At 67.6% G+C, this 13523-nt stretch carries 16 protein-coding genes; 1 reads left to right on the top strand and 15 read right to left on the bottom strand.

All coding sequences use genetic code 11. From position 1 onward, the window contains the following. Positions 1-3 precede the first annotated feature (3 nt). The 15 genes from UAA55_RS11895 to UAA55_RS11825 all read right to left on the bottom strand — a co-directional run bounded on the left by UAA55_RS11895 (position 4) and on the right by UAA55_RS11825 (position 13182). Positions 4-663 carry a head decoration protein gene (locus UAA55_RS11895; protein WP_322952962.1) on the bottom strand — a complete coding sequence of 220 codons (660 nt, stop codon included), beginning with the start codon at positions 661-663 and terminating at the stop codon, positions 4-6. 35 nt (positions 664-698) lie between these two features. Continuing rightward, on the bottom strand, positions 699-1310 hold the full coding sequence (locus UAA55_RS11890) for a hypothetical protein (protein WP_322952960.1): 612 nt from the start codon (positions 1308-1310) through the stop codon (positions 699-701). 44 nt (positions 1311-1354) lie between these two features. Then, a complete protein-coding gene (locus tag UAA55_RS11885; RefSeq protein WP_322952959.1) occupies positions 1355-2218 on the bottom strand; it encodes a S49 family peptidase in 864 nt (287 codons plus the stop codon). Continuing rightward, positions 2215-3813, bottom strand: a complete 1599-nt coding sequence (locus UAA55_RS11880; protein WP_322952957.1) for a phage portal protein — start codon at positions 3811-3813, stop codon at positions 2215-2217. The genes UAA55_RS11885 and UAA55_RS11880 overlap by 4 nt, the downstream gene beginning before the upstream one ends. Further along, complete coding sequence (gpW, locus tag UAA55_RS11875; RefSeq protein WP_322952956.1) at positions 3810-4037, bottom strand: gpW family head-tail joining protein; 228 nt, start codon at positions 4035-4037, stop codon at positions 3810-3812. Before gpW ends, UAA55_RS11880 begins: the two co-directional genes overlap by 4 nt. Next, positions 4034-6019: a phage terminase large subunit family protein gene (locus UAA55_RS11870; protein ID WP_322952955.1), complete on the bottom strand. Its 1986-nt coding sequence runs from the start codon at positions 6017-6019 to the stop codon at positions 4034-4036. The genes gpW and UAA55_RS11870 overlap by 4 nt, the downstream gene beginning before the upstream one ends. Beyond that, positions 6016-6624: a hypothetical protein gene (locus UAA55_RS11865; RefSeq protein WP_322952954.1), complete on the bottom strand. Its 609-nt coding sequence runs from the start codon at positions 6622-6624 to the stop codon at positions 6016-6018. The genes UAA55_RS11870 and UAA55_RS11865 overlap by 4 nt, the downstream gene beginning before the upstream one ends. 336 nt (positions 6625-6960) lie before the next feature. Beyond that, positions 6961-7581 carry a hypothetical protein gene (locus UAA55_RS11860; protein WP_322952953.1) on the bottom strand — a complete coding sequence of 207 codons (621 nt, stop codon included), beginning with the start codon at positions 7579-7581 and terminating at the stop codon, positions 6961-6963. A 424-nt stretch (positions 7582-8005) separates the two neighbouring features. Next, positions 8006-9913 (bottom strand): hypothetical protein, encoded by a 1908-nt coding sequence (locus tag UAA55_RS11855; RefSeq protein ID WP_322952952.1) that lies wholly within the window; start codon positions 9911-9913, stop codon positions 8006-8008. Continuing rightward, a complete protein-coding gene (locus tag UAA55_RS11850; protein WP_322952950.1) occupies positions 9913-10212 on the bottom strand; it encodes a hypothetical protein in 300 nt (99 codons plus the stop codon). Before UAA55_RS11850 ends, UAA55_RS11855 begins: the two co-directional genes overlap by 1 nt. Continuing rightward, complete coding sequence (locus UAA55_RS11845) at positions 10209-11792, bottom strand: bifunctional DNA primase/polymerase (protein ID WP_322952949.1); 1584 nt, start codon at positions 11790-11792, stop codon at positions 10209-10211. Before UAA55_RS11845 ends, UAA55_RS11850 begins: the two co-directional genes overlap by 4 nt. Beyond that, the gene (locus tag UAA55_RS11840; RefSeq protein ID WP_322952948.1) at positions 11789-12196 is read right to left on the bottom strand and encodes a hypothetical protein; all 408 of its coding nucleotides are present in this window, start codon (positions 12194-12196) and stop codon (positions 11789-11791) included. Before UAA55_RS11840 ends, UAA55_RS11845 begins: the two co-directional genes overlap by 4 nt. After that, the gene (locus tag UAA55_RS11835) at positions 12193-12519 is read right to left on the bottom strand and encodes a hypothetical protein (protein ID WP_322952947.1); all 327 of its coding nucleotides are present in this window, start codon (positions 12517-12519) and stop codon (positions 12193-12195) included. The genes UAA55_RS11840 and UAA55_RS11835 overlap by 4 nt, the downstream gene beginning before the upstream one ends. Next, entirely contained in the window at positions 12503-12706 is a 204-nt protein-coding gene (locus tag UAA55_RS11830; RefSeq protein WP_322952945.1) for a hypothetical protein, read from the bottom strand. Before UAA55_RS11830 ends, UAA55_RS11835 begins: the two co-directional genes overlap by 17 nt. Next, a complete protein-coding gene (locus UAA55_RS11825) occupies positions 12703-13182 on the bottom strand; it encodes a hypothetical protein (RefSeq protein WP_322952944.1) in 480 nt (159 codons plus the stop codon). The genes UAA55_RS11830 and UAA55_RS11825 overlap by 4 nt, the downstream gene beginning before the upstream one ends. A 123-nt stretch (positions 13183-13305) precedes the next feature. On the opposite strand from UAA55_RS11825, the gene UAA55_RS11820 reads away from it, so the two are divergent. Beyond that, the gene (locus tag UAA55_RS11820; protein WP_322952943.1) at positions 13306-13470 is read left to right on the top strand and encodes a hypothetical protein; all 165 of its coding nucleotides are present in this window, start codon (positions 13306-13308) and stop codon (positions 13468-13470) included. Positions 13471-13523: the final 53 nt, after the last annotated feature.

The raw sequence follows: 13523 nt of genomic DNA, 5'->3' as shown, positions 1-13523 counted from the left end.
CGATCAGGCCGGGATGGTGCCGGTCAGGAAGATGCCCTGGGTGCGCAGCCCCGCCGACACGCTGGCCACGGTATGGCCCGCGCCCAGGGTCACGGCGGCGGCGTTGAAATCACCCGTCAGATAGACGGGGGCCAGCGTGTCGCCGCCGGTGGCGTCCGCGTCCTCCGCCAGGACGCAGTTGGGAACCTGCGACCCGTCCGTGGCCGCCTTGGCGGACAGCTTGTACTTCTCAGTCGCGGTTGGAACGGTGATGGTGAAAGTGTCATTCACCGCGAAATCCGTGGCGCCATCGGCGATCACGAACTTGACCTGGTCCGCGAAGGTGGCACCCACCGCCACATCCCCCAGCACGTCGCCGGTGGGGTCAAAGACGCGGAAGGTGCCACCGTTGGCGGCGGCGGCGATGCAGCGGGCGACGTAGGCGCCCTGTTGCGCGTTGGCCAGCACGGGCGTGGTGGCGTCCAGGGTCAGGGTACCGTTGCCCACCATGCCGCCGTTCGCGGCGGAGGTGGCGGTGCCGAACATGACGGCGCCAAGCACCATGCCCCGCGTATAGGCGGTGCCGGCGACCAGGGTCACGGTTTTGGTCTTGCGCTGGATATCACCCGCCAACAGCTGGTCGGGGCTCCAACTGGTACGGCTGTAGCTCGGGGCGGAACTCATGGCCTTGTCTCCTTGGGCTCGGGATGGGTCGGGGATCAGCGGCGGCGCGGCTGAACCGGCGCGATGCCGGCCGCCGCCAGGACCTCGGCGGCCAGCTTGGCGGCTTCGTCACCGCCCTGGGCTCCCGGGGCCGGGGCGTCGTCACTGCCGACGGTGGGGCTGAATTGGCGCATCAGCTCACCGAAGCCCTTGGCGCTTCCGCCGCCCTGCTGCCGCCCCTTGGCGGCGGCGGACAGCAGGTTGACGGCCTGATCGGCCGTCAGGTCGGTGGTGAAGGCCAGGCTCGCGGCCATGTCGATGCGATCCGCCGCATGCTCACTGGCGAAGATGGCGCAGCAGCGCGCCCGCTCCGCCTTGACGGCGGCGGCGACGGCCTCCTGGTCGTCTTCCTCGTCGTCTTCGCGGTTCGGATCGTCTTCCTCGCCACCCCCCTCGCTATCGGCCTTGGCCTTCGCGGCTTTGGCGTCCGACAGGCGCTTGGCCAGGTCGGTGGCGGACATGCCGGCGGACGCAACCGCCGCGCTCATGGTCACGGCGTCATCGGCCGTGATTTCGCCCGCCGCCAGGGCGGCGCTGACGGTCGACAGGTCGGCCTTCTCCGGCCCGCCGCCCTTGTTGGACGCCAGGTGTTTGAACGGGTTCTTCATCGGGGTCACTCACGGTTTGAGGGGCGGGCCGCGCGCCCCGGGGGCTAGGTGCGGCCGGAACGGGAGGCGATCAGCGCCTTGAAGGCATCATCGGGCGACATCACGGCATCGGCCAAACCCTTGGACACCGCCTCCGCCGTGCCCAAGAGGCCGCTGAAACACAGGGCCTCGGTCGCCCATGCGTCATCCGATGTCAGGGTAGCCCCCGCCGCCGCACGGCCGGCGGCGACGCTGTCGCAGAACAGGCGGCGGGTGGCATCGATATTGGCCGTCCAACGGTCGCGGACGGCCTGGGGCAAGTCCTGGTAGGGGTTGCCGTCCACCTTATGGCTGCCTGAGAACACGAAATTCACGGCGATGCCCATCTTTTCCAGCATGCCGGCATAGCTGACATGGGCGATGACCACACCGATGGACCCGACGCCCCCGAGCTGGGGGACGGACAAGGAACTGGTGGAGCTGGCCAAGGCGTAGGCGGCGGAGTAGGCGTAATTGCCAACGATGGCCACCACGCGCTTGGTGCTGGCCTGCTGAGCCTCGCGCATCCAGGCCGCCAGCTCGAAACATCCGGCGGCTTCGCCGCCTGGGCTATCGACGTATAGCGCCACGTCCTGGACCGCTGGGTCCGATAGGGCCGCCTGGATCTGGACGCGCAGGCAATCATAGCCCGTCGCCCATGACGACCCGATATAGCCCAGGCTGCGCACCAGCACCCCCAGCACGCCGATGACGGCCACGCCCTCCATCACGTCATAGAGGCCAGCCCCAGGGGCGGCATCGCACAGGGCGACACAGCCTTCGGGGACCTTCGACGGCATGGCGGCGGACAGGAAGGACACAAGCTCCCCCTCATGGCCGGGGGCGATAGCCGCCTGGATGATCGCGGCACCGGGCAAGGTTTGCATCATTCCTCCACCTTCGCGGGGGCGGCGGCCCCACCGCTGGTCATGGTCGCCACGTCGGCCCAGCTGGGCTGGGGCAGGTTCAATTCCTCATAGAAGGCGCGTTCCCGCGCCCGCTGGTGCGCGACTTCCTGCCAATCCAGGCCCTGTTCAGCCGCCTCTTGCTCCAGGCTGGACAGGCCGGCAGCCATGCCCAGGATGGCGCCCTGCCGTTCCTTCACCGGATCGACCCACCCACGGCCGGGGCCGATCCAGCGGCAGGAAACCCACGCGGCGCGCGCCTCGTGGAAGCCGGGGGCGCCACGGGGCAAGTCGAATTCGCCCCTGGCGAATTCCTCTTCCAGCCATGCGCCGAAAAGGGGCGTGCAGAAGCCGGTGGCGAACGCCGCACGCCGGGTGCTGAACGTCTTCCACACCTCCAGCAGGGCCGCACGGGCACTGCTGTAGTTCACCTGTGACCAGTCGCCCGCCAGCTGTTCATAGCTCTGGCCCGTGCCCGCCGCGATGTTGCGCAGGGCCGCCGTCTCAAACGCGTTGAAGGCGGGGTTGGGGCGCGCGGCGGCGGAGAACGTCAGCTTCTCACCCGGGAACAGCGTCGGGATGCGCACGCCGCCCAGCTTGATTTGCCGCTGGTCATGGAATTCCTTGCGCGCGTCCTGATAGCCCCTGAGCTTTGAGCTATCGTCCATCGCTTCCTGCAACAGATCGTGGTCGAAGGGACTTTCCAGCACCGCCACCATGATGGCGTTCAGAACGGCCGCCTGCAGCTCGACCTTGTCGTACTTGTCCACCATCTTCAGGCGTTCCAGAACCGGGGCCAGGCGCGACACGCCGCGCGTCTGGCCCGGCTCTTCCACGTCGAAGAAATGGATGGTCATAGGCCGGCCCCAGGGGGTTTCCCTCGGGTGGCGATCCCAGGTGTAGGCGTCCGCCATGCCGGGACCGGGGATATCCCAGGGGTGACGCCGGCGGATGTGATAAGCCAGCGCGGCGCCGGTATCCGGGTCGATTTCCACCCCGCCGCGAATGGTGTCCTGATCCATCAGGTTGTTCGGGCTGGACACCCGGTCGCTGTGGATCACCTGCAACGCGGTCGCGTACAGGCCGCCCCGATCCGGCAGCCACCTGACAGCGGCGAAGGCATCCCCATCAACGCAGTACTGGCGGTAGGCCTGGCCAAAGAGCATCCCCAGGGCGGTATGCCGGGATGCATCGGCGTAGAAGCCGGGATCGTTGGCGTATAGATGAAACCGCCCCTCGATATAATTGGCGAAATCGAAGGCCCATTTGGGATCCACGCCCAGGGCGCGGTAGTGCGGCTTGTAGGACAGGCGGAAACCCGCGCCGATGACGTTATCCATCTCCCGGCGGATGGCGCTGGACGCCCACCCGCTGTTGCGGGCGATGTCCCGCACCCGGGAGACGATTTCATCCCGTTCCGGCAGGTAATTGGCGTCCGGCGACCCCATGGAAGCCACCCATCCCGCCAGTTCCTGGCTGAAACGGTCGGCCGCCTGGTAGGCCGTCGCCGCCTGGGCAGCAGAACGGGCCGGCAGCCGCTGCATCGGGGTGCCGTCCGGATTGATGATGATGGGCTTCATCGCGAGAACATGGGCCGCATGGGACCGGCGCGACCGCCGATGCCGAGTTTCGCCTTCAGTTCAGCGATGTGAATGCGCAGCGCGGTAATGTCGGCCGGGGTGTAGCGGGCAACCCGGCCGGAGCCGTCGCGCACTTCTTCCAGGGACGCGCCCATGGTGGCCTTGTGCAAAGCGGCTTCGGCCTCGCACAACTGCCGGCGCAGGGTATCAGGGTCGGTGGTCATGCCAGCCTGGAAACCTTCGTCTTGACGGCGGCCGTCGCCGTCGCCGGAGTTGGCGCGGACGCCGGGGTGCGAACGGCGTTCGCGGCAACGTCCGCGACAGCCATAACCGTAACCATGGGCCGTTCGGGGTCGAACAGGTCGCCCTGGCCAGCGGTGGGCGGTGCGACTTCCAGGGTGGCGGCAAGGACTTGCCAGTACACGTCGGTATGCGCCTTCCACTTCAGGCGTACCGCCGCCGCCTCGGCATAGACCTCGGTGTCCAGCACTTCGTTGCCGACAGCCTTTTCAACCTTGTGCCAACGCCAGACGGAAAAGCCGCGTTTCTTGTCGCGCTCTTCCACACGCCGTTCGTTGCAAAGCTGTTTCCAGAACTCATCCCCCATGCCGGACGGGTAGCCGCAGTAACCCCGTTCCTGGGGGTCATCCTTGCGCAGCTGCTTGTAAAGGCTGGTCTTGATGCGGGCGCCACCCACCAGCCACAGCCCCCGGTCGCGTTTGACCTTGCGGCCGGCCACGGTGATTTCCTCAGGCGCGGCCTTGGCAACGTCGGGGGCATCGTCCGACTTGGCGCCCTTAACCGCCATAACGCGGTCCCGCGGCGCGCTCTTGACCCAATCCTTGACGTCGTTCGTATAGGCGCCCGCATCGATGGCCAGCATGTCCAGCGTGCGGTGATTGCCGAAGCTGTCCGGCCACGTCTCTTGCAACAGGGCATCCAGCGCCTCGCGGGCGGCAGCCGTGCTGATGTGGCCCGGGATGACGCGATAGTCCACCGTCCAGCGTTGCAGGTTGCCGCCGAACGCCTTGATATGCACTTCCACCCGGTCACCCTGGCAATCCGCCCCCGCGATCAGCATCAGGCCACCAACGGGGATACGACCGCGCACCAGGCCGCTTTCCGGGCGCTCCGCACGGTCGCGCAGGACTTCCCATTCCGGGGCGTCACCGGCGGTTTCGTATGCCTGGCCTATCCAGTCGTTCAGGAACGTCTGTTCCGCATCTGGATTGCCGCGCGAGTTGAAATAAGCCTCGGAGATGCGGGCCCATGTGGTCAGGGGGCTGTAGGCGGACCAGATATAGAGGCCGACATTGGGACTGCCCGGGTTGTCCGCCGTCCAGACGCCCTGCCGCACCATCTCTGCCCTGTGATGCTGCAAGATTGGAAAGCCGCAGCTGGGGCAGGTGAAATGGGCATTCTCGGGGTGGTCCCTATCCAGGGACGGGAGCATGTTCTCGAATTCGAGCGGATGGCGGAATTGGCATTGGGGACAGGGGACGTGAAACTGTTCCTTGGTGCTGTGCTTGTACGATTTGCTGATTTTGCAGTTGTGCGCTTGGGTCGGCGTGGAAACCTTGAAGATCTTCGCATCCGCGAATGCGATGGATCGGCTGTCCGCCTGGGTTTCCGGGTCCCCCTGGTCGTTGGGCTGCCACTTGGAAAGATCATCCTGAACCTGCGCGCTTACCGAGTGCGAGGACAGCTGCGCGGACGAGTTGGCACCAGAGAAGATGATGGCACCCGCACCATCGCGCCGCTCCAGGATTTCGGCGCTATCGCCACCGTCCCGGCTCGCGTCCGTGGGGAACAGGTTCTTAAGCTTGTCGGTACGCCGCAGCATCGGCTTGAGCTTCAGGCGACGCCATTTCCGGACGTTGCCGTCATTCGGATGCGTCACCATCATGAACCGTGGGTCCAGGGCCATGGTCCCCAGGACGAAGACCTGGCCAATGATGGTGCCGCCCAACTGCGCGCTCTTCTTCAGGACCACCGTGCGGGCCGGGTGCTCGAACGACAGCACTTCCAGCAAGCGGGTGAAGAACGGGAAGCGGTCGGGATCGTACGGGCCGGGGAACTGGCTTTCCTTGCCGAAGGTGATGTTCTCGACCGCCCACTGTTCAAGGTTGACAGGCGGCGCAGGGCGAATGGCATCGGCCATCACGCTCAGAACAAGCCGTTCCGGATTGGCGAGCATGATGCTCATGGCGCTTCCACCAGTTCAGGCATCTTCATTGCCTGCCTTTCCAGGGCTTCTGCGAGGGTGTTCCGGGTTTTCCGCCAGGCCTTCTGCACCAGGATGCGCACCTTGGCGCGGTCTATGCCCAGTTCCTCAACCAGGGTGTCCACTATCGCCTGGTGGTGATTGTCCAGTTCGGTCATGAGGCCCGCAATTTGACGGCCGAAGGACATCTCGGTCTTTTCCCGGTCAACCCACCGGCCGGCTTCCTTGGCCAACTGGATGCGCCCAAGGGCGACCTGCTGTTCCTTGTGCTCAGCCGAGGCGGCGTCATAGCGCGCCTTGACAGGATCATCCTTCCCCGCGCCCCGAGGTTTGGACACCCCCGGTTCGCGCGGGCTCGACGGGATGTCGAAAAGGGAGGTGGGGGGCGCATCAATCGGGGCGTCCTGCCGCAGCTGCTGCCCCAGGTCCAGGTTGGACCCCAACTGACGCATGGCGACGGGGACGTTGATCCGGGCGGTACGGCCGATGCCAATCAGGGCGTCGTCAGTCAGCTTCCCACGGGCGATCCACTGCGACACGGCGGCAGGCGTGCGGTTGACGAAGGCGGCGAACTCGCCCTTCGTCATCTCCGTCCGTTCCATCGTGTCGATATCTCCAAGGCTAAGCTGTTGACGACTTTAGGCAATTAATTCACGCGCCTGACTTACGAACCCTCGGGGCTCTGTGCACCGTATTGGGTTTTGGCCAGGAGGGACCCGTTGGAAGGCCTCCGCTGCGCACGACAGGCCGGAAACGAGTGCGCCCGGTAACCTTTCGGCACCGGGCGCACTCGTAAACCGTGCATCACTTTCTTTTGGACCCAACCGCCAATGAAAACGCCCCGGGCCAAGGGCCTCGGGGCGTTCACAGCTACAGCGTAGCGTAAGTACCATGTCAAGAAATCTGCGCAGTGTCAAGCCGTGTCAACAAGATGTAGCGTCGCCACTTAACAGGGCCGCAACGGTTGGGGCATCGGCGCCGGCCTTGGCCCGGTAGCCCTTGGCGTGGAAGGCGTCCTCGAAGGCCTGCATCCACCGGGCTTCGGCCGCTTGGATCACCGGCATGTCGTCACCCCAGGGCCAGTGCGCCTTGGGGTTGGCCAGCCAGGGCTGGCGAGGCGAGCGGGCGCCCGTCAGGGTGTGGGTCTGGAGCTTGCCCACCAGAGCATCGGCCACACGGCCCACGGCATCCCACCAGCACAGGTACGCCGTGCGGGACACCCACACGTCCCAGGGGCGGTACGTGGCGTAGTCCAGAGCGCTCAGGTACTCATGCCCCCGCCGGTCCCGGATGACGATCCGGCGGTCGCGCCCCCCATCGGTGCGGCGGGTGGCGGGCACCAGGCGGCACAGGGGATTGGGCCGCCAGTCCGGCACGGTCGCCAGCTCAGCGTACCCCTGGACCAGGATGCGGTCGGAACGAGTGAGCACTGACGCCACGGCGGCATGCACGGCCCCAGCGTCTACCGGCTCATCCTCACCATCCCACAGCCAGCCGCCGCCACTGCCCGCGCCCTCATAGCTGGTGGTCTTGTAACCCAGCATGTGGTCCACGCTCCACCCGCCACGGCCTGCGTGCGCCCGTTCTTCGGCGTATGCCCAGCACAGAAGCGCCTCGATGCCAATGGGCTGCCCAAGGGGATGCATGCCGACAGCGGCCAAGGACAGCGATTTGGAGTGTTCCACCATGTTCCGCCTCTTGTTCCTCTATTTGTTCCGTATAAGGCATTGATTTGATTGAAGAGTATTGAGAACGGAACAACGGAACACAGCCGCTGACCCGACAAAGCGCACGCGCATCCACGCGCATGCGCGGCACGCTATATGGGCGGCGCCCGGCACATCTCGTTCCGGAACGCCATGTATCGTGTAATATCAACGCGTTGCGCGGAACATCCGCCGGAACATCCGGCAGAACATGGCGGAACAGGTCGCTTGGGGTGTTCCAGCCAAGCCGGCCGTGCGAACGTCATTCGCGGATCGCTCCCCCGGCCAAATCTGTCTCCGGCGGGGCCACGGGGGCCACGGATGGCGGCGGCAGGAAGCCCTCCGGAATGGCGACCCCGCGCCCGCGCGTGCCCGCGAACCACAGGGGCGAGGGCCACCTGGATATGTCGGGCAGCAGCCGGGAAAGGGAGCGCACCCACCCGCGCCCCTGCCACTTCTGGCCCACCCTGCCGCTGAATATGCGCTCCAGGCCCGAATGCCGGGGCGCGACCACCAGGTAAAACCTGTTGCTCTTGCCCAAGCGGCCCTCAACATCAACCTCCAGCCGCAGTCCGTGCCTGGCCAGCGCGGCGCGGTTCTTGTCCTCAGGGTCCGTCTCGCTGAACGCTTCGGATATCATGTTGCCAATGGTTGTTCGCTCACCCTGCCGCCAATCGGCGGTCTCATAGGTCATTAGATGAGACAGGCACTGCTGCGCGTCGCTGTCCTCGACATCCTCTTCCTGAGTGAACGCGATGTGCTCCGCCAGGTCCGCCACGGCTTGCTCCAGCGTGTCGCTGTCGGGCGGATAGTCGTGCAGCAACAGGTCGCGCCCCGCCAGCAGCCCCGCCAATAGGTCGGCTTGGCGCCCGTCACAGCCCGCCATGATCAGGGCTGGACGGTACAGCGCGACGGCCTTGGCGAAGATGTCCCACCGCGTTATGGCGCGGGCGCGCAGGCGGGCTGAATTGGCGTGCGCCCACGCGATGGCGGCGATCACCTTGGCCTCGCCGGTCGGGTCGCCCACGCGCTTGACGATTTCGAACGCGTGGATACGCGACCTGTCCTGGGGGGTCAGGGCCGGCGGATTGATGCCCGCCAGGATGGCGCAGCCTGTGACGGTGCTGGCGTTGGCGATTTGCCCTGGGCTGCCACGCACGATGGACGCGCCTTCACCGCCGGACATGCGGCGGATGAGGCCGATGGCCTTGGCCACGGGGCCTTCCGATCCGCCGTCGCCCTCCGCCTCATCCAGCAGGGCTACGCGCGCCTCACCGCCTAGCACGTTGCGCACGCCCGCTTCGGTGAAGTCATTGAACAGACTGCCCATGGGGCCAAGAATGGCCGCCGTCAGCTCCAACAGGCGGCTTTTGCCTGACCCATGGGCGGCGATGATCAGCCCATGCACGCGCCACCCGGGAAAGCCGCCTAGCAAGGCCATGCCGATTAGCCCCAGGTACAGCAGGCGGTCCCGACGGTTGGCCCAATTCCACAGGTCCAGATGGGCCGACAGGATGGTGCCGTCCTCGATCCCTGCCACCTTGTCGAAGGCGGGGCGACGCATCTTGGGCTTTGCCGGATAGACGGAATTGCCGTCCCGGAAGCCGGCGGAATGCCACTTCCCCTGCACCCCGGGTGGGGCCGCCCCTTTCGCCGCTGCGACCAAAGGCAAGTCGCTGTCCCGGGGGGCGACGGCGGCCGTATAGATCGCGTCGCCACAGTGCAGCACGGGCGCCCTACGGCCATCCCGCCCCGGCGCGCTGGCCCATACCCCCAGGCCGCGCAGCTGTACCGTGGGGTCATACAGCCCCACCGCCTCAGACGCGCGGATCAGGTGCCCGACCACGCCACGGATCACGAAATCCTCGGTCGGGTTGCCCTCCTTATCCAGGCGCCGATAGTTGCGCACCATCCAGCCCGGTTCGCCTGAGAACAGCGACAGCAAGCCGTTGGCGGACATGTCGCGCACGGTGAGCTTGCGCAGCTCACCGCTGGGGGACAGGAAGACGTACACGCCATCATGATGCCCCAGCGCCACCACCGGGCACGGGTCTTTCTCGGTCTGCGCTTCATCGGGCGGCGGCGCATCGGCCGGTGGCACCCACCCCGGTGGCGCTTCCCATACGGGGGCGCCCTCGATGGCGGCGGCGATGGGGTTGGTTTCAGTCATCAGGCAACCTGCAGGGCGGGGACATCGGCCCCGGCCGCATCGGCGGCGGGCCGGTTGATGGGGCCAAGGCTGTGCATCAGCTGGCGGCGGGCACGACGGCCGCGCGCGGCCCATGCCGGGCTGCTGAGGATCAGTTGGGCAAGCCGGTCATGCAGAAGGTCCAGCCGCCGGCCGGCGGGCCGCCGCAGGCCAAGCACGCGATGCACCTCGCAATGCAGGCGCCGCAGCATGCGCGGTTCGCGCGTCATCATGGCGAAGGCCATCAGGCGGGCATCATCCAGCGTCAGGGGCGGCGTCATGACACACCCCCGATGGGCATCGGGAAGGCGGCGATGCGCACCTGGCGTATACCCGCCGCCAGGCCGAAGGCCGCCCTATGCACCAGGTCGGCCCGGCCGGCGGCGGCCTCCGGCATGTCCCACAGGGCCAGCACCACGTTGGTGACGCCCTCGGGGATGATCAGATCGGCGGCGGCTTGCAGGGATCCGCATGTCCATACCGGCACGTTGGGCGCCATGGCGTGGGCGGTGAGCCCCACCTCCAGGGGCACACCCACCACCAGCGTGGGCCTGTCCGCCCTGGCCAGGCGCAGGGCTTGCTTCGGCGCCACGCCGATCAGCCGCCGGGGCGACAGTATTTCGCCCGTGGCGGGGTGGTGGATGTCCGCCGGCCGCTGGCCATCGGCCGCGATGAAGGTCAGGTGCACGGCGCGCACGTCGCCTGTGCCCACGGCCGCGATCAAGGCCGGGTATCGGCCCACCATCACCGGCGGGTCGTTGTCGGTGGCGCGGGCCCAATAGTCGCACAGGCCCGCGCGCAGGGTGGGCGGGGCGTTCGCGGGGTCCAGCCCCCACTTGGCCAGGTAGGCCTTGACCGCGTCCGGGCCGGCGGAGGGCGGACGCCCATCCCGCCAGATGCGCGCCGCCAGCTCCATCGCGCGGGCGTCGCCACGGCGCGGCTTACCGTGCGCGCCCTGGTCGCGGCCCCGCTGTTCCTGGTCCGGGATGGGGTCGCGCGGCTTGGCCTCGCCACCGTCCAGCCCATTCTTGAGCGTGCGGGCGATTTCCTTGACATCGAGCCCACAGGCCAAGGCGGCGGCGGTGAGCCGGCTTTCCACCAGGCCACGGGACAGCTCACCCCGTCCCACCAGCGTGCCCAGCTTGAAGGCCGCCGTGTGCAACGTCTCATTCCGCGCCCCGTTGGGGGCCGTGCGCACAATGGCCTCTTCCTGGTCCAGGGCGGCCCGAACATAGGGCTTCAGCCCCGAGGGCAGGGGAGCGGGCGCAGGCGCGGCCGGGGCCTTGGGCGGCTTGTCCCGCAGCGGTTCCATCAGCCAATCGGGCGCCTGCGGCAGCGGCCACACGTCATCCGGCATGCTGCCCTTATCCCAGGCATAGCGCCCGCCGTTGGGATGGCGCGACGGCGGGGCGACGATGTAGCCGCCTTCACCCCGCGTATCGATGCCGGCCCCCAGCTTCTTCTTGGCGCTGTTCTTCACCTTGAAGTCGGGCCACGCCCACAGCAGATGGCGGCCGCCGGATGGCGTGGTCTGCGTCGCCGTCAGCGGCAGGGGGCCATGCTGCTCACACAGGGCGCGCAGCGTCTCATGCCCGTCGTATTCCCCGGCCTTGACGTCCAGGTCCACCACCCACAGGCCGCTTTCCTTGCCCGTGGCGATGCCGATGTTCAGCAGGGGATTTGCCCCCCACCACAGCTTGATCTGGTCAGGATCGCACGTCGCGTCCAGGCAGCCATTGGGCGTCGCGGGCACCTTCTCCCCGCGCTTGCACGGGAAAACCCGCCATCCCCGCAGGGCGTATTCCAAGGCCGCATCCAGCATCATGTTGCCGGGTGGCTTGTCTTTCAGCGGCGCCGTCACAGCAGGCCATCCAGCAGGGCGTCATTCTCGTCATCGCCCCGCTGCGTCCGCTCGACGAAGCTAGTACGTCGGCCCGATCCGCCGCGCGGCGGTCGGGCACCAGGCGCGCGGCGCGTGGCCGTGGTGGCCGCCGGCTTGGGGTAGCGGGCGCAGAAGGCGGCGATGGCGTCGCGCAGTTCGTCCATGCGCTGGACGCGCTCGGGGGCGCGGGCGGTGTCCACCATGGCGCCCCAGGCCTCGCGGGCGGCTTCCGCCAGCGGCATGTCCGCCGGCTCCAGCACGGCGGGCAACGCGTTCAGCCGGTCGCGCAGTTCCGCCGCGAAGCGGCCGGGTTCGGCGGCGAACCTGTCCGCACTGACCAGCACTTTGATGATGGGGTCCAAATCCCGCTCTTGGCCGCTCATGACGGCACCCCCACGTCCAGGGTGGCGCACAACACGAAACGGCGCGCACCGATGGCCCCCTTCACTTCAGCGCAGACATCCGCCCACCCATGGCGCCCATCCTGTCGCCAGACATGAAGCGCGGCACCGACACTGATCAGCATCATAAGGTCGGAATACGAGAGAGAGCGGCCGCTGCCATAGGCGATGTGGTTGCCTTCATCGAAGGCATGTTCCGCTTCGGCCCGTACGCCGTGGGGATCAGCGATGAAACGTTCCGCCGCATCCGCCATTGCGTCCATAGCGGCGCGCAAGCGGCTCAGATCTTCATTGGCCATGGCCATGGATCACCCCCATTGCGATGGAAAACACCAGCAAAGCCGCGACGTAGAGGGCCGTGACGGCTGTGGCGAGGAAGATGGCGCCGCCCCAGCTTTCAGGGGTCAGGGCGCGGGACACGACATGGCGCAGGGTTGCGAACGCCGTTCGCGGACCCGCATCGTCGTTGGCGGGGGCGACCGGGGCGGTCATGGCGCGGCCGCCGGCAGCAGGGCGATGACATCGCGGCGCAGCTTGTCCATCTCGTCCTGCGCCCGGTCCAGTGCCGCCAAGATGCTGGACGCCTCCGCCGGGGTGATATGCTCACCCTCATCGCCCTCGGGGTGCGTCGCGGCGCGGATTTCGGTGGCCACGGCGCCGATGGGTTCCAGCGTGGCGATCAGGCGCAGGGCGGGCGACTGCACCGCGTGGGCCTCAACCCGGGCCGCATCTACGCGCATCTGGTGATGGCTGAGAAACGGGGCCGGCTGTCCGGCGCGAACCATGGCCTGGTCCAGAACGATGGCGGCGGATACCGGAATTTGCCGGTCGGGGCTGTCCGGGTCGGCCCATCGCCGCACCACGGCCGGGTCCCTATCCACCAAGGCCGCCACGGTGTCCATGCGCAACTGGCCCACAACCAGGTGCACCGTGTCTTCCAGCGACAGCGCCTGTCGACGCTTGGTCATGTCGGCCCCCATTGCCGGTGTCATTTTTCAATGCCGCGAAGTGATGCGGCGAACACGCGCATAAGTGGCAGGATCACCCCGTCAGCAACGGAGGGACCGATGGCGTGGAGTGAGGAGGGGTGGATGCGGCGCTTGCGCGCCGAGGGTGACGCGCTGGCCAGGGCCGCCGAAAGGCTGGCCGACGCCGCGCTAGCGACGGATGACCCGTTCCAGGCCCTGGCCTTCCGGCGGGCCGCCGTCCGGCTGTCCGACAGGGCGGAGGCCATCCCCTATGCCGGGCTGGGCTGATCCCGCCGGCACGGGGATGGACGCCAGCAACAGGCACAGCGGGTCGCGGGGGC

It is taken from the genome of Nitrospirillum guanabarense (assembly GCF_034653355.1).
Taxonomy (GTDB): domain Bacteria; phylum Pseudomonadota; class Alphaproteobacteria; order Azospirillales; family Azospirillaceae; genus Nitrospirillum.
This window is presented reverse-complemented; position numbering and strand designations above follow the sequence as displayed.

What these genes read in the sequence shown, in the direction of transcription:
- UAA55_RS11895 (WP_322952962.1), bottom strand. Translation starts at nt 663, where the DNA reads ATGAGTTCCGCCCCGAGCTACAGCCGTACCAGTTGGAGCCCCGACCAG.
- UAA55_RS11890 (WP_322952960.1), bottom strand. Translation starts at nt 1,310, where the DNA reads ATGAAGAACCCGTTCAAACACCTGGCGTCCAACAAGGGCGGCGGGCCG.
- UAA55_RS11885 (WP_322952959.1), bottom strand. Translation starts at nt 2,218, where the DNA reads ATGATGCAAACCTTGCCCGGTGCCGCGATCATCCAGGCGGCTATCGCC.
- UAA55_RS11880 (WP_322952957.1), bottom strand. Translation starts at nt 3,813, where the DNA reads ATGAAGCCCATCATCATCAATCCGGACGGCACCCCGATGCAGCGGCTG.
- gpW (WP_322952956.1), bottom strand. Translation starts at nt 4,037, where the DNA reads ATGACCACCGACCCTGATACCCTGCGCCGGCAGTTGTGCGAGGCCGAA.
- UAA55_RS11870 (WP_322952955.1), bottom strand. Translation starts at nt 6,019, where the DNA reads ATGAGCATCATGCTCGCCAATCCGGAACGGCTTGTTCTGAGCGTGATG.
- UAA55_RS11865 (WP_322952954.1), bottom strand. Translation starts at nt 6,624, where the DNA reads ATGACGAAGGGCGAGTTCGCCGCCTTCGTCAACCGCACGCCTGCCGCC.
- UAA55_RS11860 (WP_322952953.1), bottom strand. Translation starts at nt 7,581, where the DNA reads ATGCTGGGTTACAAGACCACCAGCTATGAGGGCGCGGGCAGTGGCGGC.
- UAA55_RS11855 (WP_322952952.1), bottom strand. Translation starts at nt 9,913, where the DNA reads ATGACTGAAACCAACCCCATCGCCGCCGCCATCGAGGGCGCCCCCGTA.
- UAA55_RS11850 (WP_322952950.1), bottom strand. Translation starts at nt 10,212, where the DNA reads ATGACGCCGCCCCTGACGCTGGATGATGCCCGCCTGATGGCCTTCGCC.
- UAA55_RS11840 (WP_322952948.1), bottom strand. Translation starts at nt 12,196, where the DNA reads ATGAGCGGCCAAGAGCGGGATTTGGACCCCATCATCAAAGTGCTGGTC.
- UAA55_RS11835 (WP_322952947.1), bottom strand. Translation starts at nt 12,519, where the DNA reads ATGGCCATGGCCAATGAAGATCTGAGCCGCTTGCGCGCCGCTATGGAC.
- UAA55_RS11830 (WP_322952945.1), bottom strand. Translation starts at nt 12,706, where the DNA reads ATGACCGCCCCGGTCGCCCCCGCCAACGACGATGCGGGTCCGCGAACG.
- UAA55_RS11825 (WP_322952944.1), bottom strand. Translation starts at nt 13,182, where the DNA reads ATGACCAAGCGTCGACAGGCGCTGTCGCTGGAAGACACGGTGCACCTG.
- UAA55_RS11820 (WP_322952943.1), top strand. Translation starts at nt 13,306, where the DNA reads ATGCGGCGCTTGCGCGCCGAGGGTGACGCGCTGGCCAGGGCCGCCGAA.